General features: G+C 39.2%; 13 protein-coding genes. 11 read left to right on the top strand and 2 right to left on the bottom strand.

Annotated features, from left to right (window positions below; genetic code table 11):
- Nucleotides 1–2: 2 nt before the first annotated feature.
- Genes AC1D0K_RS03000 through AC1D0K_RS02990 form a run of 3 tightly spaced genes read left to right on the top strand, consistent with a single transcriptional unit; the run spans nt 3 to nt 4,799 of the window.
- On the top strand, nt 3–1,793 hold the full coding sequence (locus AC1D0K_RS03000) for a hypothetical protein (RefSeq protein WP_477397492.1): 1,791 nt from the start codon (nt 3–5) through the stop codon (nt 1,791–1,793).
- Between the two features lie 29 nt (nt 1,794–1,822).
- Entirely contained in the window at nt 1,823–3,460 is a 1,638-nt protein-coding gene (locus tag AC1D0K_RS02995; RefSeq protein ID WP_477397490.1) for a TldD/PmbA family protein, read from the top strand.
- Nucleotides 3,461–3,467: 7 nt separating this feature from the next.
- Entirely contained in the window at nt 3,468–4,799 is a 1,332-nt protein-coding gene (locus tag AC1D0K_RS02990) for a TldD/PmbA family protein (RefSeq protein WP_477397488.1), read from the top strand.
- A gap of 73 nt (nt 4,800–4,872) precedes the next feature.
- Here AC1D0K_RS02990 and AC1D0K_RS02985 read toward each other — a convergent pair whose 3' ends face one another.
- Nucleotides 4,873–5,841, bottom strand: a complete 969-nt coding sequence (locus AC1D0K_RS02985) for an alpha/beta fold hydrolase (protein WP_477397486.1) — start codon at nt 5,839–5,841, stop codon at nt 4,873–4,875.
- A gap of 88 nt (nt 5,842–5,929) precedes the next feature.
- Here AC1D0K_RS02985 and AC1D0K_RS02980 point away from each other — a divergent pair, with 88 nt between their 5' ends.
- From AC1D0K_RS02980 to AC1D0K_RS02970, 3 genes are all read left to right on the top strand, one after another.
- On the top strand, nt 5,930–6,793 hold the full coding sequence (locus tag AC1D0K_RS02980) for a LysR family transcriptional regulator (protein WP_477397484.1): 864 nt from the start codon (nt 5,930–5,932) through the stop codon (nt 6,791–6,793).
- Between the two features lie 110 nt (nt 6,794–6,903).
- Nucleotides 6,904–7,797 carry a glycoside hydrolase family 16 protein gene (locus tag AC1D0K_RS02975; RefSeq protein WP_477442380.1) on the top strand — a complete coding sequence of 298 codons (894 nt, stop codon included), beginning with the start codon at nt 6,904–6,906 and terminating at the stop codon, nt 7,795–7,797.
- A 290-nt stretch (nt 7,798–8,087) separates the two neighbouring features.
- Nucleotides 8,088–13,421 carry an Ig-like domain-containing protein gene (locus AC1D0K_RS02970; RefSeq protein ID WP_477442382.1) on the top strand — a complete coding sequence of 1,778 codons (5,334 nt, stop codon included), beginning with the start codon at nt 8,088–8,090 and terminating at the stop codon, nt 13,419–13,421.
- 25 nt (nt 13,422–13,446) lie between these two features.
- On the opposite strand, the gene AC1D0K_RS02965 is transcribed toward AC1D0K_RS02970, so the two are convergent.
- Entirely contained in the window at nt 13,447–16,839 is a 3,393-nt protein-coding gene (locus tag AC1D0K_RS02965; RefSeq protein WP_477462992.1) for a DEAD/DEAH box helicase, read from the bottom strand.
- A gap of 407 nt (nt 16,840–17,246) precedes the next feature.
- Here AC1D0K_RS02965 and glmS point away from each other — a divergent pair, with 407 nt between their 5' ends.
- The 5 genes from glmS (at nt 17,247) to AC1D0K_RS02940 (ending at nt 25,065) form a co-directional block, all read left to right on the top strand.
- A complete protein-coding gene (gene glmS / locus AC1D0K_RS02960; RefSeq protein WP_477443563.1) occupies nt 17,247–19,085 on the top strand; it encodes a glutamine--fructose-6-phosphate transaminase (isomerizing) in 1,839 nt (612 codons plus the stop codon).
- A gap of 629 nt (nt 19,086–19,714) precedes the next feature.
- Nucleotides 19,715–20,461 carry a polysaccharide biosynthesis/export family protein gene (locus tag AC1D0K_RS02955; protein WP_295713801.1) on the top strand — a complete coding sequence of 249 codons (747 nt, stop codon included), beginning with the start codon at nt 19,715–19,717 and terminating at the stop codon, nt 20,459–20,461.
- An 18-nt stretch (nt 20,462–20,479) separates the two neighbouring features.
- A complete protein-coding gene (locus AC1D0K_RS02950; RefSeq protein ID WP_477462991.1) occupies nt 20,480–22,813 on the top strand; it encodes a GumC family protein in 2,334 nt (777 codons plus the stop codon).
- A gap of 400 nt (nt 22,814–23,213) precedes the next feature.
- On the top strand, nt 23,214–23,777 hold the full coding sequence (locus tag AC1D0K_RS02945) for a UpxY family transcription antiterminator (protein ID WP_477399472.1): 564 nt from the start codon (nt 23,214–23,216) through the stop codon (nt 23,775–23,777).
- Nucleotides 23,767–25,065, top strand: coding sequence for a nucleotide sugar dehydrogenase (locus AC1D0K_RS02940; RefSeq protein WP_477436898.1), 1,299 nt, complete (start codon nt 23,767–23,769; stop codon nt 25,063–25,065). Before AC1D0K_RS02945 ends, AC1D0K_RS02940 begins: the two co-directional genes overlap by 11 nt.

Genomic DNA, 25,065 nt, shown 5'->3' with positions numbered 1-25,065 from the left:
AAATGAACTGGAATACTGGCGTTATCATTATTTGCATTTTACTGGCGTTTTTTGTGGTATGGAAGGAATATACCCGCCTTAATAAAGCACGTTTATTTCAGCGTATTATCGCGGTTATTGTAGTGGTTGTTGCAATGGCCTGTATTGCATTGCCCTTAACTTATCAAGCTGATATTGCCAAACAGGATAATAACGAAGCCGTGTTGTTAACAGAGGGATTCAACACAGATAGCTTGAACCGATATAATGCAGAAAAGCTGTTTACCCTAAACAACGATATAAAAAAGACTATCCATAAAGCGGTATTGTTAAATAATGTAGATGATTTAGTAAATGATTTTAAAATAAGTCGGTTACGGATTTTAGGCGATGGTTTAAATGCGGAAGATCTGCAGCAATTAAACCATTTACCTGTTATATCCAGTTTAAATCAGGTGCCGGTTAATGATGGAATTACCGCCATTAGCTGGAATGAAAAACTAAAGATTGGTGAAGAATTAAACATCCAGGGGAGTTTTAAAAATTCATCTGCAAAAAAAATAAAACTTATACTGAAGGGATTAAGTACTGATTTGGACTCAATTAGTATTGGCACAGATACGTTGAGCTCATTTAACCTGAGTACTATACCTAAAAGCGCAGGAAATAACATATATAGCTTACTGGCTATTGCAGGAACGGATACTATTGAAAGGGAAACTATTCCCGTACAAATAGAGCCGGTAAAACCTTTAAAAGTATTGATATTAACCGCATCGCCCGATTTTGAAATTAGGTTTCTAAAGAACTGGTTATCTGAAAAAGGCTATTCCATTGCTGTTCGCTCCGCCATTAGCAGAGATAAATTCAACAGAGAGTTTATTAACATGCAGCAATTTTCACTTGATCATCTTTCTGCTTCGTTGCTTGGCCAGTTTGATGTTTTAATTGGGGATTTAGCGATGCTAAAAACGCTTAATGGGGCAGATGCCGCTGTATTACAGCAGGCGGTAACCCAAAAAGGTTTAGGTGTAGTTATTAGGGCCGATAGTACTCAACATTCAAACTCATGGCTGCAACGCGATTTTCCTTCTGATAGATTGGCGGGAAAAGATCTCATACCGGTGTCACTTCTATTGCAAGGTAAAATAGTAAAGTCTGCCAAGTTAAATGCGGGCTTGGTGTACATTAACAATCAAAATAATACCCAATCATTGGTAAGCGATGAGCATGGGCATGTTTTAGCAGGCAGTACATTAGCGGGTGCCGGAAAGTTAGTATTTACACCTTTAAATAATACCTTTAGCTGGGTGCTGAATGGCAATAAAAACGACTATGCCAACTTATGGTCGTTGTTGATTACTAAGGCTGCACGGGCTACACTGGTGGCCGAACATTGGAGTATATTGTCGGCCATACCATCGTTATCAAATCCGGTTCAGCTACAATTGGAAACCGCTACAAATCCTTCATCAATAAAAATTGGCGAGGCTGACCTAGCCTCGTTACAAAATAGCCTCATGCCTTTTGAATGGCGTGTTAGTTATAGGCCGCAGGCGCCCGGTTGGCAGTCGGTAAAACAAGCAAACGGGCTTGTAAACTGGTTTTATATATACAAAGATAATGACTGGAAAAATATCCGCACATTGAAGAAGCTGGCGGATACGAAAGCCTACACTGCTAAAAATGCAATTAGTTTAAATGTAACGAAACAGATACACGAAAAAATCACGATTGCTGTAAGTAAAATATATTTTTATGTTTTGCTTTTGATAGCCTTTGTGTATTTGTGGGTCGAGGCTAAATTTTTATAGCTATTAAATACTAAAAGGAGGAATATACTTTGAGAAGACGTGACTTTATTTATTTAACAGGCATGGGGGCCGGCGCAATGATGTTGCCCGGCATGAACGCGCTTGGTAAAACGATTGATCCTTTGCAGGCGCTGGAAGGCGTTGATGTAAAAATCAAAAAAGAACTTGCCGATGTGGCTTTAAACACAGCTAAATCAAACGGTGCATCATATGCCGATGTGCGCATTGGTCGCTATCTTAACCAGTTTGTGGTTACCCGCGAAAATAAGGTGCTCAATATAGCCAATACCGAATCATACGGGATAGGTATCCGTGTTATCGCTAATGGATGTTGGGGTTTTGCGGCAACCAATGATGTAACCAAAGAGGGTATGGCCAAAACCGCTTTAAAAGCTGTGGCGGTAGCCAAGGCTAATGCTAAAATTGGCGGAGCGCCAGTACAGCTTGCCCCTCAAAAAGGTTATGGCGAGGTTAACTGGAAAACACCTTTAACAAAAAACGCGTTTGAAGTACCTATTAAAGAAAAGGTAGATTTATTGTTAAACGCAAATGGAGTAGCTATGGCAGGTGGAGTCAACTTTGTAAATTCCATCATGTTTGCAGTTAATGAGCAAAAGTATTTTGCTTCAACAGATGGTTCATATATCGATCAGGATGTTCACCGGCTTTATCCAAGTTTTACGGTAACTAAAATAGATCCTACAGCGGGATCATTTGAAACCCGCCGATCATTAAGCTCACCTGTTGGAATGGGTTATGAGTATCTTGATCCTTTGGAAAGCGAAAAAGTTTTGGGTGTAACTACCCGTTACAAAAAGCGCTATGATATGATTGAGGATATGAAGTTTGCGACCAAACAGGCCGGCGAAAAGTTAAAAGCAAAGTCTGTTGAGCCAGGTAAATACGATCTGGTTCTTGATCCATCACATTTGTGGTTAACTATTCACGAATCCGTTGGTCACCCAACCGAGCTTGACCGCGTTTTGGGCTACGAGGCTAATTTTGCCGGTACCAGTTTCCTTACGTTGGATAAATGGAAATCTGGCAAGTTTAACTTTGGCAGTAAGGCCGTAAATATTGTGGGCGATAAAACCCAGGTAGGCTCATTAGGTGCGGTAGGTTATGATGATGAAGGGGTAAAATGTAAAAAATGGGATATCATTAAAGATGGTGTTTTGGTTAATTACCAGGCTATCCGTGATCAGGCGCATATCATTGGTTTAAACGAATCGCAGGGATGTTGCTACTCGCAAAGTTGGCAGGATGTACAATTTCAGCGTATGCCAAATGTTTCCCTGCAGCCGGGGAAAACGCCTTTAAGTGTTGATGACATGATCAAAAATGTAGAAAAAGGTGTTTACATTATTGGCGATGGTTCTTTCTCGATAGATCAGCAGCGCTATAATTTCCAGTTTGGTGGTCAGCTATTTTATGAGATCAAAGAGGGGAAAATAGCAGGTATGCTTAATGATGTAGCTTACCAGGCCAATACACAGGAGTTTTGGAATTCATGTGCGCAGGTTTGCGATGAACGCGATTACAGTTTAGGCGGTGCTTTTAATGATGGTAAAGGGCAGCCTGCACAATCAAGCGCGGTATCACATGGCGCTTCAACAGCGCTGTTTAAGGGAGTTAATGTAATTAATACTAAAAGAAAGATCGGATAATTGAATTATGCCAATATTAAATAAAGAAGAAGCACAGGCTTTATTAAAGAAAGTGCTTGCCTATTCAAAAGCCGAAGAATGCGAAGTAACCCTTAACGGAAGCGAAGGCGGTAACATCCGGTATGCATTAAACGCTGTATCTACAGCTGGTGATATTAGCACTATCGGACTTGCTGTAACCTCTGTTTTTGGAAAAAAAGCAGGTACTACAACCATTGATGAGTTTGACGATGCCGCCCTGGAAAGGGTAGTGCGCCGTTCAGAAGAACTTGCGCAGTTGGCCCCGGCTAACCCGGAGTATATGCCGATGTTGGGTCCTCATGATTTCCCCGATTCTATTACATACAATGCAAATACCGCTGGCATGACACCTGATAGCCGCGCAGAATTGGTGGCCAAAAGCTTATTAGTTACTAAAGAAGCTAAGCTAACTGCCGCTGGTTTCCTTGAAAATTCAACAAGCTTTAATGCGATGATGAATTCAAAAGGATTATTTGCCTACAATAAAGGTAATGATGTTACTTTTTCTGTAACTACACGTAATGAGGCTGGTACAGCTTCTGGCTATGCTGCAAAAGGCTTCACTGATGTAAAAAAGCTGGATACTTTTACTGCTACCAAGGTGGCCGCTGGTAAATGCCAGAGCTCATCAGGTGCAAAAGCTATTGAACCAGGAAAATATACAGTAATACTGGAACCTGTTGCGGCTACTTACATGCTGGAGAACATGTTCCGCTTTGACGCACGTAGTGCAGAAGAAGGGCGCAGTTTTTTAAGTAAGAAGGGTGGAGGTACCCGTTTGGGTGAACAACTTGTAGACTCCAAAGTGAACATTTATTCGGATCCATTTAATCCCGAACTGCCGTCATCAACATGGAGCGGTGACGGACTGCCACGTGAAAAGACGATGTGGATAGACAAAGGCGTGGTGAAAAATTTGAGTTATTCGCGCTATTGGGCTGATAAAAAAGGTGTAAAACCAATGCCCGGCCCCGGAAATATCATTATGGATGGCGGCGATGCCAGTATTGAGGATCTGATAAAAAGCACCGAAAGAGGGATATTGGTTTCCCGACTTTGGTATATCCGTATGGTTGATCCGCAATCGTTACTGTTAACAGGGCTTACGCGTGATGGTACATTCTATATCGAAAATGGTAAGATCAAGTTCCCGGTAAAAAACTTCCGCTTTAATGAAAGCCCGGTTATTATGCTTAATAACCTGGAAGCACTGGGTAAACAAGAACGTAGCATCAGTGTGGAAAGTTACAGGAGTTACCTGGTACCACCGATGAAGATCAGAGACTTTACATTCAGCTCGCTATCTGACGCGGTTTAGTTGATAGTAAACTAAAAAGGGGGATGTATCATTAGATAATATCCCCCTTTTTTTTATACTCCCTTTATTTAGTTTACTTTGGCAGCTCCGCTAAGAAGTTCAAAATATCATTTCCAATTTCGGCAACATTGGTTTCAAGTGCGAAGTGACCAGTATTGTAAAACTTAACTGTAGCATTTGGATCATCGCGTTTATAAGCATCTGCGCCCGCTGGCAGGAAAAATGGATCTTTGTTTCCCCAAACAGCCAGCAACTTTGGTTTATATTCCCTGAAATATGCCTGGAATTTTGGATACAAAGCCACGTTGGTGCGATAGTTCAGTAAGAGATCTAATTGAATATCGATATTTCCCGGCCGATCTAAAAAGTGCTGATCTAAGGTATAAGATTCGGGAGCTATTAATGATGGGTCAGCTACCCCTTCATGATATTGATACCATGTTGCTTCTTTTGATACAAATTCTTTAAGTGCATCCCTGTTTTCCTGTGTTGGATTTTGCCAATACTTTTGTATCGGGTTCCATCCGGTGCTTAAACCCTCTTCATATGCATTACCGTTTTGAGATATAATGCCGGTAATTTTTTCGGGATTTGCCAATGCCAGCCTATAGCCGGTTGGGGCACCGTAATCAAATACATAAATAGCAAAGCGCTTAAGTCCTAATACATCAATAAATGATTGCATGGTGTTAGCCAGGTTATCAAAAGTGTATTCAAACTGATCGTGAGCTGGTGCATCAGAATAACCAAAGCCCGGCAAATCCGGAGCTATAACATGGTATTGCTTGCTTAAAATGGGAATCAGGTTCCTGAACATGTGCGATGATGTAGGATACCCATGTAGTAAAAGTATGGTTGGGGCCTCTTTGGATCCGGCTTCTCTATAAAAAATGTTCAAGCCTTTCACTTTAATGTTGCGGTAATAAACTGAATTGGTTTCCATGTTTTGTTTTTTTGAGTTTTTGGTTTGGGCCGAGAGCTGGCTGTTAAGTGAACTTATACTTAAAGTCAACATTATTAACGACATGTGGAGTGTTTTCATGTATTTTATTTGCTTCATCAAAACTAATACTGATATTTGATTATTTAAAACGATTAATAAAGATGGGATTAATCATAATTAATGATTTATGAATACACACGACCTGAAAATATTTGAGGCTGTTGCTTTTAATGGGAGCTTTACAAAAGCTGCAGAAGCCATGTTTACCGTTCAATCAAATGTTACTGCCCGTATTAAAAACCTTGAGGAAGAATTTGGCGCAGATCTTTTTACACGTTCTTCCCGTAAGGTTACACTCACAAGTGCCGGTGAAACCTTAATGCATTACTGCAAGCAAATCAGCCACCTGGTTGATGAAGCTAAAAAGGATATCATGAAAGCCAACCAAATTACCGGGCAGCTTAAAATTGGTTGCATTGAAACTACCATGGCCCTTAAGGTGCCCGATATTTTAAACAAGTTTTCAAATGCTTATCCCGATGTGGAAATGGAGTTTAAATCAGAAATGCGCCACGGCCTCATCAGCGATGTGATTAATTATAAGCTTGATGCAGCCTTTGTATCAGGCCCTATCAACTCGCCGGAACTGGAGCAGATCCACATTAAGGAAGAACAACTGGTTATCCTTGCATCCGCCCGGCGATTTAAACTTGAAGATATTCTCGCAAATCATCCGCTTAAAATAATTGTGTTTGATCAGGGCTGCATTTTTAGAGCCCGGCTCGAATCATGGCTTAGCGCAAAAGGGATTATTAATTATAAAAGTATCGTGGTAAACTCACTTGAAGGTATCATCAACTTTGTTGAAGCGGATCTCGGCATCAGCATTTTACCAGCCGAGCTTATTGACCAATATTACGCCGGCAGAAAATTAACTACGTTTGCCATAAATAAGGAACTTGGAACCATGACAACTGTATTGGCGTTCAGGAAAAATATACCTCAATCAAGGGCGTTAAAAGCGTTCATTGAAATGTATTGTACCAACTAATTAAGGCGTATTATTTTATGAGTTGGATGAAATTTGTGATATATTGATCTCATTAAAAAAACAAATAAAAACAACTGAATACCTACTGTTATCTTTAATCACGATTATATATGAATTATCAAAAATGCAAGTATTGTTTCATGCTTTTCCTTTGTCTCACTTTTGCACTATCGCAGGTGTGTTTGGCTCAAAAAAAATCGAAAACTATAAAAACAGGGAATGGAGTTATCTTTTTTGACGATTTCACTGGCAATAAACTTGATCGTAACAAATGGAATGTTGAGGTAACCGGGATGCATGTTAACAATGAGTTACAGGCATATGTAGATACCACTTCTACCATATTTTTAGTCAGCGGAGCCGCAGCGGAAGGTGCTAAAAACGGAGCTTTAGTGTTGCGTCCGCAATCGGTGCCTGGTTTTAAAACTAAGGATGGACAGAATTTCGATTTTTTATCGGGCAGGATAAATACGCGCAATAAATTTGATTTTATGTACGGCACGGCTGAAGCAAGAATTAAGTTGACAGATGGTTCGGGACTTTGGCCTGCGTGGTGGATACTGGGCAATGGTATGTGGCCCCAAACCGGCGAAATAGATATAATGGAATATGTAGGTGAGAAGGATTGGGTTAGCGCGGCCGTACACGGGCCGGGATATAGTGGTGAAACACCTTTCGTAAACAGGCAATATTTTGATATTAAAAATGATGTTACGCATTGGCATGTTTATGCTGTTGATTGGACACCCGATAACCTTGATTTTAAATATGATGGAAAGTTGATGTTCAGAGTAAACCGGCATATGGCTGAACATTATGGTAAATGGGCCTTTGACAATGAAAAATATCTTATCCTAAATTACGCCTTAGGTGGTGCTTACCCGGCAAAAATAAATGGTGTAACTGAACCTTATAACGGAATGCCCGCTTCTACAGTCAACCTTATTAAAGCAAATAAGGCAAAAATGTTGGTTGATTGGATTAAGGTCACTAAAAATCATTAATAAGCTTTGCTTAATAAGTAATTGATTAAAAAACCGGTTAAAAATAGCCGGTTTTTTTTTTATCAATTAATTATTGAAATAATATGGCTGAATGTCAATTAATTAAAGCAAAATTAATGAATATCAACAAACCAAAATCGTATTTTTACGTAGAAGGGGTACCTGATTATTTTACAACGATGTTTAAGACAACGTGTCAATGGTTGTAAAATTATATACTCTTTTTTTTGAGTAAAGTACACCTTGACCTGATATCAAAAAAGCTAAAAACTAAAAAGATACTAAGGTTAATGAAGAGCCGCTTACTTATATTTATTTTTTATTTGTTATCAATTCCGCTGCGAGGTTATAGTCAGTCATGTACGTTAAATGTAAGTATTTCATCTTCTGAGCCGGCAATTTGTGCTGGCAATACCCTTGCATTAACTGCTGTACCTACTGGAGGATCTGGTTCGTATAACTATGCCTGGAGCACAGGTGAATCGATTAATCCTATACATGTTAATAAAGCAGGTAAGTATACAATAACAATTACTGATAAAGTTTCGGGATGTGTTGCTCATAACGATATCACCATTAATGTAACACCAACGCCAAGCGCGCCAGGTGTTAAAGGTGGCGGTATCGTTTGCCAGGGAAATAGTGCGCATCTTGAAGTAACTACGCCCGCAGATTCCTATCAATGGTATACCCAGCCTACGGGCGGCAACTCGTTTCATAGCGGGCCAACTTATGATACAGATCCTATTAGGGGGGGGACAGTATTTTATGTGGAAGCAACAGTTGGAGGGTGTACAAGTTTAAGAACTTCAGTTGTCATCAATATTGCAAGCAGACCTGTAACTCAGAATGCTCAGGCATGCTACGGAACTCCTGTTACATTATCTGTAAGCGGAGGTGATAATTTTAGGTGGTACACTTCAATCAGTTCAACAAATGCAATAAATACAGGGCCAACGTTATCAATTGCCGCATTAACAAATACGGTGACTTATTATGTGGAGGCGGATGTAAACGGCTGTGTTAGTCAGCGTACGGCAGTAACCGCTACGGTAACTGCCGCACCAACGGTACCTGCGGTTACAGGTAATAATCTTGCAATATGTGCCGGATCTGTAATTACTTTACATGCTACTACACCTGCTGGTGTTGTTGAATGGTATAATACTCCTTCTGGAGGAACACCATTGATATCAAGCCCGGATTATACAACACAGCCGCTTACCGCTAATACAACTTTTTATGTACAAACTTCTTTAAATAACTGTGAAAGTTCCCGGGTTCCTGTTACGGTAACTGTAAACCCCATGCCGGCGGCGCCGGCACAACAAACTGTGAATGCATGTTATAATAGCAGTGCACACCTCAATGTGGGTGCAACAACCGTTATCTATCAATGGTATGCGGATGCAGGTGGGAAGCATTTTTTGAAACAGGGAAACACTTATGATACACCTGTATTAACTCATGATGTTACTTATTATGTAATGACAATTAATGCCGGATGCAGCAGTGCCCTGAGTCCAGTAAACGTTATTGTATCGCCCCCGGTTTTGGCTCCATCTGTGTTGACCCCGCCAATTACCTGTTATGGATCATCCGCAGAACTAACAGTTACGTCCCCTGGTGGTATTTACCAATGGTTTAAAACTGCTACAGATAATAATGCATTGCCAACTACCGAAAATGGCAAGTTTACTACACCGCCATTAACTAATACAACTACTTATTATGTTCAAACAACGATTGGAGGATGTACAAGTCCCAGAACGGTTGTTGAAATTCCTGTTTTTGGACAAATACCTACACCTTTAACGCATGATGCAACTACTTGCGCCGGTAATTCAGCAACACTAACAGCAACAGGCGCAAATGGAGACTACATGTGGTATGATGCAGGTGGAAATCTGGTGAATGCCGGTAGCATATTTAACACACCGGCGCTAACAGCCAATACCAGTTATTATGTACAAGTTACTGTAAATGGTTGCACAAGCCAACGGGCTATTGCTAATGTAATTGTTAGCCCTTTGCCAAACGAGCCAATTGTGGGTTCCGATGTCACAATTTGTCCGGGTAATAAAGCAAATCTTTCAGCAAGTGTTCCTGCAGGACAAACCATTAAATGGTATGATGTACCAACAGGCGGCTCTTCAATTTACACAGGAAACGCATATACAACCCCCTTATTATATAATAATACAACATATTATGTTGAAAATGTATCGGGTACATGTAGCAGCACGCGCAAAGCTATAAATGTAATTATGGACGTTACCAGCACAAGGTTTCAATATCCCTCAGGCACCGTAGCAACCACAGGAGCAAACCCCACACCTTCCATTCTTAATCCTACGACGGATGATGTTTTTAGTGCTGCGCCTGCTGGTATAGTTTTTTTAAATAATAGTACCGGTCAAATTAATATTAGTGCAAGTGCACCAGGCACCTATAGTGTTACACTTACCAGTAGTGGTGCCTGCTCGGGTGCCTACACCAGTAGTATTACTATTTCTGATATGCCCAAGACAGATTTTACATATAATACTCCGATTTGCAGAGATGGTGTAAATCCTTTGCCAAGCTTTCTGCCGGGCGCAAGTGCAGGTGTTTTTACTGCTACTCCGGTCGGCTTGGTTTTTGCAAATAAAAACACAGGCGAAATAGATCTTGCAAATAGTAAATCCGGAACCTATTCGATAACAAGCACCATACCACCAAGTGGTAATTTTGCCGGGGTATTTTCATCATCACCTATAACTATTGATGAACCAGTTAGAATAAGTGCGGGGGCCAATAGGAATGTTCCGATAAATACCCCGGTTACATTAGAGGGAATTATAAGCGGGGCTACCGGAACATGGTCAGGTGGAGCAGGTAGTTTCTCCGATGTGAATGATCCACATGCCGTATATACTCCGGCATTAGGAGAGAGCAATGTGCAGTTGACCTTTTTATCAAATAACCCGCCAGGTCCTTGCCAGCGCAAATCCGCTTTAGTAACTATTGTATTTAATAATATGCCCCCGGCGCCAACCGTGAAGCCAGCCGGGATTTGCGCAGGAACTACCACCATTTTAAAAGCAACTGCACCTGGTGGCACATATAACTGGTATAAGGATGCTACAGGTGGGAGTAGTCTTCGTTCAGATCCTAATTTCCAAACCCCGGTGCTTACGGCAACCACTACTTATTATGTAGAAACAACATTTAATGGATTAACCAGCCCACGAACTCCTGTAACTGTAACAGTTTATGATATACCACCAACGCCTGTTTTAGCATCAGATATTGTTACTATTTGCAGCGGCGGTACAGCGCAAATTATTGCCAGTGGTTCGCCCGGTACATACCAGTGGTTTAATGAAACCGGACAGCCGGTAGCTGTTGGTAATACTTTACAAACCACACCACTAACCACTACTACGTTTTACACAGTACAGAGTGTGATTGGGCAGTGTGTAAGTGCTATGAAAAAGGTAGTTGTACAGGTTAATCAAGTACCCAATATAACCAGTTCATTATTTGATTTTGTTTGCAGCAGCAATCCATTAAACTATATTATTACCGCAGATCTTCCATCAGCCACGTTCCAATGGGAGCGTGCAGCGGTGCCAGGTATCAGTAATCCTGCGGTATCCGCTCAAACATCTAATGCTATTACGGAAACATTAATTAACACCACACCTAATTTAATAAATGTAACTTATGCGATAACCCCAATTAATGGCGATTGTATAGGAACTCCTGTGAATTATGTGGTAACTGTTTATCCAACACCAACTGTTACCAGTTCGGCACAAGATGATGTTTGTTATGGCACTACCGATAATTATGTTATAAAATTCAATACTCCTACAACAAGATTTAGCTGGAGCAGGGCTGCGATACCTGGGATAAGTAATGTGGCAGTGTCTGGCCAGGCAGCAGAAACCATACGGGAGGTTTTATTTAATACAACTAACGCCCCACTGGATGCTACCTATATTATTAATTATAAAACAAACGATTGTGACGGAATACCATTTAACCGGGTGGTAACTGTTTACCCGCAGATTAATATAACAAGTGATGCGTTATCGTCAAGCTGCAGTAATACTCCTCAGGGATATACTATAACATCAAATGTGCCAACGGCAACATTTGAATGGCAGCGAAAGGCTGTAGCAGGCATAAGCAACCCAGCAGCTACTAATACTGGGCCTTTGATAGATGAAGCTTTAACTAACACAACCAACACAGCTATTAGGGTTACTTATATTATAACACCAACTGCTTATGGGTGCACCGGGTTACCTTTTACGCACACTGTAATTATAAATCCAAAGCCGGATGTTCCTATTGCCAACAGCAATTCTCCTATTTGTGTGGGAAGTACAATACAATTAAATACTCCTCCAATAAACGGGGCTTCCTATATGTGGACAGGGCCGAACGGATTTTCATCAACATCTCAAAATCCCAATATTCCCGCGTCAGAGGCAACTGCCGGAACGTATAATTTATTTGTTACGGTAGGCGGTTGTACAAGCGATGCCAGCCCTGTTACTGTACAGGTAAACCAGCCACCGGTAGCAAAGGCTGATGGGCCTCGTCTTGTTTGTACTGCAGTAACATCCATTGCACTTACCGGCTCGGTAACAGGCGGTACAACAACTGGTGTATGGACATCCAGCAATCCTAAGGGCAAGTTTTTGCCATTCGCTACCCAGGTTGATAATGTGCAATATATACCAACACAAGAAGAGAAAGCAGCAGGCTCAGTTATTATAACCTTATCATCAACAAGTAAAGATGATTGTACAATAAGCTCCTCAAGCCTGGTTATTACATATGGACAGGAACCTGGTGCCGATGCAGGCCCTCCTAATATAGATGTTTGTTCGCAGGATACCCGTATACCTTTGGCTGGTAAAATACTTGTACCTGGCGCAAGCGGCTTCTGGACAACATCCTCAGGCGATGGTAGATTTGAATCTGGAAATCAACCTAATGCTGTTTATTTACCAGGTGACAATGATAAAAAAAATGGATCTGTTGTATTAACATTCAACGTTAATAATTCTGGTCAATGTTTTACACCATCTGATTTTGTAAAAATAACGTTTTTTGGTCCGCCGGCATTAACTACAGAACATGTACGGTATGTTTTAAAGGATAAAACTATTACACTGCATCCAAATGTAAATGTAAGTGATGAAACAGTTACCTATTTATGGAGTCCTAATATTAATATCAGTGATGTTAATGTTAAAAATCCGGTTATAACGGGGGATATAGATCGCACCTACACACTTGTGGTAACAGATGCTTTGGGATGTACAACCGCTGATACTACACATATCATAGTATCACCACAATTATTTGTGAACAATGCTTTTTCTCCTAACGGAGATGGGAAAAACGATACCTGGGAGATAGCTGGCCTGATAGCTTTTGAAAATTCAACTGTTGATGTATATAACCGATACGGCACTCAACTATTTCATTCAAAGGGCTATGGCGTCCCTTGGGATGGAAAATCTAATGGGCAACCTGTACCGGTCGGTGTATATTACTTTATTGTAGATACCAAAGTAAACGGCGGCCAAAAATTTACAGGGTATGTAACTATTTTGAGGTAAGCCAGAAAGAAAGCGGAGTTTCGATTTAACCTAATATTTTCAACAGATCTGTTTTTGAAAGTGATTGCAGGAAAGAGGAATCGGTATTTACCAGGTTATCTGCCAAATTCTTTTTAAATTCCTGCATCTGCATAATCTTTTCCTCAACAGTGTCCGGACAAATCATCCTTATTGCAACCACATGTTTGTTTTGCCCTATACGGTGCGAACGATCAATGGCCTGGTTTTCAACTGCTGGATTCCACCATGGGTCAACAATGTAAACATAATCGGCTTCGGTTAAATTTAAACCGGTTCCGCCAGCCTTCATGCTGATAAGAAATACGCCTACTGCCGGATTATTTTGAAATTCGGTTACTGCGGCTTCGCGGTTGCGGGTGCTGCCGGTAAGCCAGCTAAAGCCAATTTGCCGGGTTATTAATTCTTTTTTGATTAATTCAAGCATCGAAACAAATTGCGAGAATACCAGTATTTTATGCTGTGGCAATTTGCTTTCTATCTGCTCCATCAGCATATCAATTTTCGCAGATTCATTACCTGGCGGCTTTTCACCGGTGATTAACAACGGCGAATCACAAAGCTGCCGTAATTTTGTTAATCCCTTGAGCACGTTCATTGGCGTTTTCCTTAATTCATCACTGGTTGTTGCCGATATAAATTCACGGAATTCCTTTTCGTAGGCGTCGTAAATTTTGCGTTGTTGTTCCCGCATTTCGCAATACAATACCATTTCGGTTTTTTCGGGCAATTCGGCAGCTACTTGTTGCTTTGTTCGTCTTAAAACAAAAGGCTTTATTTTGTTTTGAAGTTCTGTCGCCCGTTTGTGGCTTTTAAATTTATCAATGGGTACAGCATAAATATCTTTAAAGTATTGCTTGGTTCCCAAAAGGCCGGGGCAGGCAAAAGAAAGCTGCCCGTAAATATCAAAGGTGTTGTTTTCTATAGGGGTGCCGGTGATGGTAATCCTGTTTCGCGATTTTAATAAGCGGGCAGCTTTATAACGTTGCGAATCGGGATTTTTGATCTGTTGCGATTCATCAAGGAATACATAATTAAACTGATAATTTTTCAAAAAGCCAATGTCAGCAAGCAATGTTCCGTATGAAGTTAATATGATTTCATATCGGGAAAAATCATCTATGCTTTTGATCCTGTCTGCTCCATAAATGGTATGAACTCTTATAGACGGTGCAAATTTCTGTACTTCGGCCTGCCAGTTAAAAATAAGCGAAGTAGGTACTACCAGCAGGTTAGTATTATGATTTGCCTTTTTACGCTGCAAAAGTATAAAAGCGATGATCTGCATGGTTTTGCCCAGACCCATATCATCAGCCAGGCATCCGCCAAAATTAAAATCATCTAAAAAGTTAAGCCAGTTTAATCCATGTTTTTGATAGGGGCGAAGGGTAGCGTGCAAGTCTGGTGGAACTTCAGTATCGGCTATCGTTTCAAAATTTAATAGTTTTTCGCGGTATGTTCTTAGTTCTGCCTTAACTTCCTCATCCATAACCTGCTGATCAAATAATTCGGCAATGGCTGTATAGTTTATTTTATGGATGCTTAATATATTTTCGTCCGTTATCTCGCCTGCATTAAAATATTGAGCGAACTTTTCCATCCATTCTAAAGGTAAAATGCCCAATGTTCCATCATCCAGTTGCACATATTTGCTTTTATTACGCACCGCTTTCTGTACACGCTTTAAGGTAGTTTTCTTATTGCCAAACCTAACACCTATTTCGGTATTGAACCAATTGATGCCACTTAGCACCCTTATGGTGATATTTACTTTATTAGGGTTTAGTTTATTCCCTTCCAGTTCATTAAACCCTAAAACGGTAATATGATGCTTTTTCCAATCTTCAAATACATTTAAAAACCATTCTTCCTGTAAAAAATGCCTTTTATGCAGATAAAAATAATGCAGGTCATTATCCAGCTGTTCGGCAAAGTAGGGATGTTGTTTGATAAGCAGGGCGGTCAACTCAATTTCTGCTTCGTTATCCCGCTCAACAATAAACTCATTACCTTTATGATCAACCCCGTGGATTGTACGCTTTGTCCGCACAGGTATTTCGGCCTCACCATAGCGCATTACGGGAATAATCATTACATGGCTTCCAAAATCAGAGAGGTAAATGATCTGCTCAGTTTCATTGGTAAATCCTTGTTGTTTTAACTGAACGGCAGTAGCCGGTTTAACATGCTGGTAGGCAATACTTATCGTATCCTCAAGCTTGGTTAGCAGATGAGTTTTAAATTCTTTGTATTTAGAGTGATGGATAAGCAGGTTTTCCGGACGTTTCCGCATCAGGTCAATGATACCTAATAACTGCACGTTATCGGCAAGGTAAAGGGTGTCATTAACTAAAATAAAATAATTAAACTTAATGTTTAGGTCCTTTAATTGATGTGAAATTCCATTGATTTCAAGTTGACCGGAAAATTCGTAAAATGGCCCTTGAGGTTTAATATTAAGATTAATATCATGAGGAAGCACACCCACTTTTACAGGGATTACAGAAGAAGCCGTAATGTTATCAGATACCTCGCTATTGTGACAGTAAAAATTATACTTGAGCGGATTTTTAACAATGGCCCGCAATGCCTGTATATCAGCCACTGACCTTTTACTGTTGATGTGGTTTTGGAATTTATTAACCCCGGTAAAAAACTTTAGCTGTTCATGATCCTCCGTTTCCCAAATATGATCTAAAGGATTTATGAGTGTTAAAGGATTTTTTATTTTACCGTCTTTAGTTGTTTGTGCTTTATAAAGCTCAATAAAAAGGTACTTATAATATTTATGCTGTTTTAAAACAACACAAATGGCTCGGTCGGTATCATCTGCGGATTGCTCAAGAGGTGAAATGGCAGGCGCAAGTACCATTTGACTATATGCGTCTAAACTTTCTTTGGTGACAGGAATAAGTGAAGGTAATTTCGGGCGGATCTCTGTTTTTTTATCCTCGTAGGTCAGCTGGAAAAAAGCATCGAGATCAGCTTCGTTTTCCAGGCCGTAATCATGGGCTACCTTTCTTAGTTTATCGTATCTTAAATGTTCATCATAAAAGATGCGGAAATCATTTTTTTTGATGATTGCTGTGAGTGCCATGGCTTGGTATTCACATAATTTATGATGATTTGCATTGCATCCGCAGGTAAGTAACACCTGGTTGTTTTGTTGGATTACGGTTATTGTGGGGAAATTAGCGGCATCATATTCATGGCCAAATGTGCCCTGATTTACTTCTATTAAGTGAGGAATGACGTGTTTATAGGAGGAAGGGTGATTGTCAATCCCCATGCCCGATCTTTGGAGTATTGCGGTTTCGGTAATAGCTGCAAAAGATATATCATCTATAATATAGGTGTGTCCCTCAAAATCGTCTTCCTCGTGAGCAGTTTCTGTATTCACTAATTTTCCTGGTGCTATAGCAGGTAAATATCTTAAGAAATGAGGAGACTTGCGAAGCAGAAAAAGATTTATTGACAATTTAATGCAGATGCGATATTATGCAATAGCTAAAGGTACCACCGCTAATTAATCCTCCGGTATTAAAGACCAAAAAATGGGCAGAAATCACACGCCGTTTCTTCATTTACAGATGCTTGATATCTCAGTAAAAAAAGGCTTTTGAGTAAGATACTATACAAAATATGTAAATGGAGATTGAACTATTTTACATGTTTTTGTGTAAAAAAACGAAGCCATTTACAATTTGGGCTTCAATCGAAATATCGCCTAGTGTATTGGTAGTCAATTAAATAAATTTGTTTAGTAAATAAATGTTTATTGATTATCTATCATTAAAATCCAAAATTATGTGTGGAATTGTAGGTTATATCGGATTTAGAGACGCATGGCCAATTGTAATAAAAGGCCTTAAACGATTAGAGTACCGTGGGTATGATAGCGCAGGGATTGCGATTATCAACCATGAGGGTTTTAACGTTTATAAAAAAGTAGGTAAAGTATCCTATCTTGAAGACCATGCTGAAAACCAGGATACAAGCGGGTATATCGCCATCGGCCATACCCGATGGGCAACACATGGTATACCATCTGACCTCAATTCGCATCCACACGCTTCAAATGATAATCGCCTGCACATTATTCACAATGGCATTATTGAAAATTACTCAACACTGAAAGAAGAATTAATAAACCGCTGGCATAAGTTCAAAAGCGAAACAGATACCGAGGTTTTAATACATTTGGTAGAAGAAATACAAAATATTGAGCAAACAGATTTATTGGAGGCAGTGCGTTTGGCCTTAAATACGGTGATTGGCGCATATGCAATAGTTATATTAGATAGGGAAAATCCGGGTCAATTAATTGCTGCCCGAAAAGGAAGTCCCCTGGTTATCGGGGTTGGTGAGGGTGAATATTTTATTGCCTCAGATGCAACACCTATAATTGAATACACCAAAAATGTTATCTATTTAAAAGACAATGAAATAGCATTGGTGAAGCGCGATGGCCTTTTAGTTAAACGATTGGATAATGTAATTCAAACCCCGCTTATACAAGAACTGGAAATGAAACTTGAATCACTTGAAAAAGGTGGTTTTGAGCATTTTATGTTAAAAGAGATATTTGAACAGCCTCGTTCAATAAAAGATTGTATGCGCGGACGTATCATTCCTGAAATTGGAAAGGTTGAGTTAGGCGGCGTAAAAGAATATGCTGATAAACTTAAAAATGTTGAACGGATAATAATAATAGCCTGCGGTACGTCCTGGCATGCCGGTTTAGCAGGCGAATATTTAATTGAAGAGTATGGGCGGGTTTCTGTAGAGGTTGAATACGCGTCAGAGTTCAGGTATCGAAATCCAATTATTAGTGAGAATGATATAGTAATTGCCATATCGCAATCTGGCGAAACGGCGGATACAATGGCTGCGATAGAAATTGCCAAAGAAAGGGGAGCAACAATTTTGGGTATCTGCAATGTTGTCGGGGCTTCAATTCCAAGAATTACACATGCGGGCGTTTACACCCATGCTGGTCCGGAAATTGGTGTGGCCTCAACAAAAGCCTTTACTGCACAGGTTACCGTTTTAACATTGTTAGCCTTATATATCGCGCAGCAAAAAGGGACTATTACGTCATCTAAATTAACGCGGTTGTTAACTGAGCTTGAAACCATCCCAGAAAAGGTTCAAACCCTTTTAGCTGATAATGATTTGATAAAAAGCATTGCATCTAAAATTAAAAACGCCAGTAACTGCCTGTTTTTGGGCCGTGGGAGCGGGTTTCCTGTAGCTTTGGAAGGCGCATTGAAATTGAAGGAGATTTCATATATTCATGCTGAGGGGTATCCGGCGGCAGAAATGAAGCATGGTCCAATTGCTTTAATTGACGAAGCGATGCCGGTTGTATTTATAGCCACTAAAAATTCTTCTTATGATAAGGTTATAAGTAATATACAGGAGGTGAAAGCCAGGAAGGGAATAGTGATAGCTATAGTGACGCAGGGTGATACCAAAGTAAGGGAAATGGCAGATTATTGCATAGAGATACCAGATGCTGACGAAGCCTTTTTGCCGCTTTTAGCTACAATACCTTTGCAATTACTGGCGTATCACATAGCTGTGATGCGGGGTTGTAATGTTGATCAGCCACGTAATCTTGCAAAATCAGTAACTGTTGAGTAAAATGAAATTATAACCCATTTTACGGCAATTACAGCTTATAATAAATTACTGTAGCAAACCAATAGTTCATATATAATAAATAAGATTAGCAGGCGTAAGCCTGCTTTTTTTGTGAATTACATTATGGTATTTCATTTTTCCTAATTCATCTACATATTCTGCTGCTAAAAATATCTTCTATCTGAATCAGTCATTCAGCATCTGTGTTTATTTAAAAACTTAATAAGATTCAAGTTTACTAACCTGTGGCGTGTATTTTACGTTTTTTCGGTATTTGATATATCAAAATCGTAGCGCAATTTTTCTTGAAAAAAAGATAACGCAAATCACAATTTTGCCTAAAAAAAAGATAATACAAATCACAATTTCGCCTAAAAAAAAAGTTACCGAGATCACAATTTCTGAACTTTTATCAAAGTTTTTTGAACTTTATTACCACTTTTCACACCCTGTTTTACAGGGTTTGTAAATCATGTTATAGGCAACTTTACACTTTATGTGAAGTGAATACAACCATTTTACAATTTAATTTCAATCGGAAAAAACGGTATTCAATTGGAGTTCAAATAGATAAATTTGATTCATAAAACAGGTCGAAAATATAATCTGTTTCCTTTAAACCGATAATCATGAAAGTAATTTTAGCTATTTGTGTAATACCGTTAATGTTAATTACAAGCTGCGCAGCAAGACGCGATCTCGTATATTTTAGTAACATGGCAAACGCAACAGTTGTTAATAATTCACAAGCACAACAAGAAGTTCGGATACATAAAAATGATATTGTAAGTGTATCAGTAAACAGCCTAAGCGAAGAATCTAATAAACTTTTCTCAATGCCTAATGCTCAACTGGGCAAAGAGGTAGGATATAAAGTAAATACAGATGGCGCTATTCAATTACCACTTATAGGGGAGTTTAAAATTGAAGGGATGAACGTTGAAGAAGCACAAACTGCAATAGCCCTGGAATTAAAAAAACACGTTAAAAGTCCGGTTGTAGATGTAAGGCTTATCAATTTTAAAGTAACTGTGATTGGGGAAGTTAATAAACCATCAACCTTTATTATAAGCGATGAAAAGGTAAACTTATTAGAGGCCCTGGGGCTTGCCGGAGACATGACCGTGTACGGTAAAAGAGAAAATGTTTTGATTATACGTAATGAGGGGGGCAATAAATCAATGACAAGGCTAAATCTTAATAAGCTGGAGTCAATGAATTCACCCTATTTCAACCTAAAGCAAAATGATATAGTTTATGTAGAGCCAGATAGATCAAAAGCCGTAGAATATAGTCAAAATACGCGGTTATTGCCTGTTGTTATAGCCTCTATTTCTGCGCTTGCGGTTTTGGCTGCAGTACTTTTAAAAAGATAAATATATAACTGTTTCATAATGTTAAAGATCGTTAACATGGACGCGAATTTTACTTTAAAACAATCCTTACCTGGTAATAGCTTTATGGATAATGCCATGCCTTATATAAAACGCTGGTATTGGCTTGTTGCAGGTTTGTTGATCAGTTTATTAGCCGTGTGGTTGTATTTAAATTATGTTACACCTTTGTACAAGATCACCAGCACCCTTCAAATTCCAGATGATAAGAAAGGCGACGGGAGTCTGCTTAAGGCTACTGCTTTTAGCGACCTTAATATGTTCCAGGAAACTAAAACCGTGGATAATGAAATGGAGGTTTTGCGCTCAAAGGATTTAATATATAGCGTATTTAAAAAGCTAAACCTGGAAGTTGCTTATTTTGATGAGAGTGGGTATAAAACGGATGAATTGTATGGCGATGAACTGCCATTTATTGTGACAGTAAATAAAATAAGTAAAAATGCATATCTGAAAAAGCTTCAGCTTCAAACATATTCACATACAACATTTTTACTTACAGAAGGTAAAATGAGCTGGATATACAGATATGGCCAGATGATTCAACATGCTGATTATGTATTTAAAGTAGATAAAGGGCCGGCTAATTTTACAGGCGAGCCGATTGTATCTATCAAGTTTAAAAATATAAGAAAATTGGCAGCTGCCTACAGTGCAGGTTTATTGCAAGTAAACCCTGTTATCAAAGAGTCAAATACCGTGATATTAAGTATTGTTGATGCGGTGCCACAAAGAGGCATTGATATTTTAACTAATATGATTAACACGTACAATGCCGAAAACGTACAGAAAAAAAATATTATAGCTGTTAATACCATCGTGTTCATTGATAAAAGGCTTAAGACAATGGAACAAGATCTGTCTTCTACGGAAGGAGATATAGAGGCTTATAAACAACAAAATGGCGCTTCTGAGATAGGCGCAGGCACACAAGTTAATTTAACAAAGTCTGCGGAGTATACTCAATTGCTTGAAGAGTCAAGCACGGAATTAGGTATTGTAAAATCTATAGAATCCTATTTAAACCAACCTGGTAACCAATACAACGCTATACCAAGTACAATGGGGCTTAAGGATCCGGTTTTAAACACATTGGTAAGCCGTTTTAACGATCTTCAGATTGAAAGAAACAGGATGTTGAACAGTGCAAACCTCAGCAACCCTTTAATTCAAAATTTAAGCAGTCAGATAGCAAGCCTGCGTGAAAATATAAAGGAGAACTTAAGTAACATTAAAAAAGGCTTTGTAATTGGGCATAAACTCCTTAAACAAAATTCGGCGGAGTATGACTCTAAGATACGTTCAGTGCCAACACTTGAAAGAGGTCTTTTGCAACGGGGCAGAGAACAAAGCGTGAAAACTAACCTATACCAATACTTATTACAGAAAAGAGAAGAGACAGCCTTATCTCTGTCTGCAACAATTCCATCAGCGCAAATAATTGATAAGCCGGCATATGACCCAATTCCAGAATTTCCTAAGCAACAACTGATGTATTTGATTGGTAGCATTGTTGGGCTGTTGGTTCCGGGTTTCTCAATTTTCATGTCGCAAAAACTAAACTCAAAAGTCAGAAATACATCCAATTTATTAAACATAAAAGGGGTAAGAGTATTAGGGGAACTGTGTCATAACGATCAACTTCAAAGCCCGGTGGCTATACATAAAGGGAGCACAACAGTTATTTCAGAATTGTTTAGATATATCCGTAGCAACTTAGGGATTTTGAACCAGGGACTACCGCAAAAAAACATCCTGGTTACCTCATGTATGAAAGGAGAGGGTAAAACTTTCTTTAGTATCAACTTAGCACTGACCCTTTCGCTAATGAATAAAAAAGTGTTAATCATGGAGTTTGATTTGCGCAAACCAGATTTGCTTAAATCAGTTGGAATTGAACAAAAAATGGGTATCACAGATTTTCTTGAGGGAGATACCGATTCATTATTGGATTGTATACAGCCGTATGGCGAGTCAGGAAATTTATTTGTCTTAGGATGCGGAAGAATGCCAAAAAATCCGGCTGAGTTACTATTGGATCATCGCGTTGATTTACTTTTTAACTGGTGTAATACTCAATTTGATTATATCATCATTGATACATCACCCGTAGGCGCGGTTTCTGATGCCTTCGGCCTGGCTAAATATGCAGATTTGAGCATTTTCATTGTACGTTACAATTATACAAGTACAGAGCAATTAGATATCCTGAGGGATATTTATGATAACGAGAAATTAAAAAACCTAATGGTTGTATTTAACGATGCAAAAAGAGAGAACCGCGCAGCATATACTTATGGCGGTTATGGATATGCACCTGTGTATGGTTCTTAGGTATATAATAATTTTTAATTGTGCAAGCTTAATAGCACAGGTGTGAATGTGTTATTCGGTGTGATACTATTTGATGGTTTGTACTTCAATAAAGCGCTATGTAAGTGAGATGGCGAAGCCATAAACTGTCAAGAGAATACCTTCTGTTACAAAATAAAATAAGTTTTTTTAAGAATAAAAGCCATGTAAGTGGAGTGGCGAAGCCATATATGCTTATATAGGCACCAGATTACCAGTGTTGTTGTGTTATAAAGTACTGTTTGTAAATACATTTTCATTCATTACCTCCTTTTTAAGCTTCTTTTAAAAGAAGTAAGTAAATACTCCCCAATTACATTATGTAAGTGAGATGGCGAAGCCATAAAATGATCATATAAAATAGTCAGCTAAAACACTTTTTATGGAACCTCAATTAAATTTAATCAAAAATCCCATGTTAAACTTGCATGAAAAGAAATGGCTTGTTATATATACAAGACCCAGATGGGAAAAAAAGGTTGACAAACTTTTAAAGCAACGGGGTATTGAATCTTATTGCCCGCTAAGGGAGGTGGTAAATCAATGGGCCGATCGAAAAAAGGAGGTAAGCCTTCCTCTATTTAACTCTTACATATTTGTTAATGTTGATTTATATGACCAAGCCAATGTTCTTTACACATTGGGTGTTATGGGTTATGTTTATTACATGGGCAAACCTGCTGTTGTTAGGAACAGCATTATTGAAGAAATAAAAATTAACCTGGCCAATTATAAAGATTTAGAAATTGTGAACCTGCAGGGTGTAGCAGTAGGCGATACCGTGAAAATAAAAAATGGGGCACTTACAAATCAGCTGGGTAAGGTAATTCAAATACAAGGCAAAAATGTGCTAATGGTATTTGACACTATCAATTGTGCATTGGTAACGCGTGTGGCCCTTCAAAATTTAACAATTCAAGACTTAAACAATAATCATGAAAATTGAACATTCTAAACCTAAAATCGGAATTATAGGCCTTGGCTATGTGGGCTTGCCATTGGCTGTTGAATTTGCAAAAAAATACAAAGTATTTGGGTTCGATATTAATATAAACCGAATCAATCAACTTCGGCAAGGCGTTGATCACACGCTTGAAATTAGTGAAGAGCAATTGCAGGCAGTAACTACGCCGGTTTGTACAACTCCGGTGGGTTTATATTTTACCGATGAGATTGAAAAGTTAAGAGCCTGCTCTGTGTATATCGTAACAGTTCCTACCCCAGTTGATAAAAATAATCGACCGGATTTAAGCCCCTTAATAAATGCCAGCCTGTTAATTGGTAAAGTATTAAAAAAGGGAGATATAGTTGTTTATGAATCAACTGTTTATCCTGGAGTTACGGAGGATGAATGCATGCCTGTATTGGAAAAAACCTCTAACCTCCGGTTTAATGTTGACTTTTTTGCCGGTTATTCGCCTGAAAGGATCAACCCTGGAGATAAATACCACACTGTTGCCAATATTCGTAAAATAACCTCGGGATCAACACCTGAGACTGCAGATATTGTAGATGCGCTTTATAAATCTGTAATAACAGCCGGTACATTTAAAGCAGATTCAATAAAAGTTGCTGAGGCGGCAAAAGTTATAGAAAATGCACAGCGGGATATCAATATTGCATTCGTAAATGAGCTTGCGATGATATTTAATAGGCTCGGAATTGATACGCATAAGGTATTGGAGGCCGCTGGTACAAAATGGAACTTTTTAAATTTTAGGCCAGGACTTGTTGGGGGGCATTGCATCGGTGTTGACCCTTATTACCTGGCACAAAAGGCACAGGAGGCAGGCTATCATCCGGAAATTATTTTGGCAGGTCGTCGTATAAATGATTCCATGGGGGCATATGTTGCAGATCAGTTTATAAAGCAAATAACCTGCAGGGGTACATCTTTGATCAATGCTGAAGTATTGGTGCTTGGTTTTACCTTCAAGGAAAATTGCCCGGATGTTAGGAATACACGTGTAATAGACATTGTTCGGCGCCTGGAAGAGTATAAAGTGAAGGTGCACATCCATGATCCGTGGGCTAACGCCGAACAAGCGAAACGCGCATATGGCGTAATATGTGAAAACGGAGAATCCAAAGAAAGGACCTATGACGGAATTTTACTTGCCGTTGCACATGATGAATTTAAAGAGATGAACCTTAAAGATCTTTGTAAACCACATACGGTGCTTTATGATTTGAAAGCATTTTTACCTGATAACATTGTAAACGCCCGCTTGTAA

Source organism: Mucilaginibacter sp. P1_A3, assembly GCF_056406855.1.
This window is presented reverse-complemented; position numbering and strand designations above follow the sequence as displayed.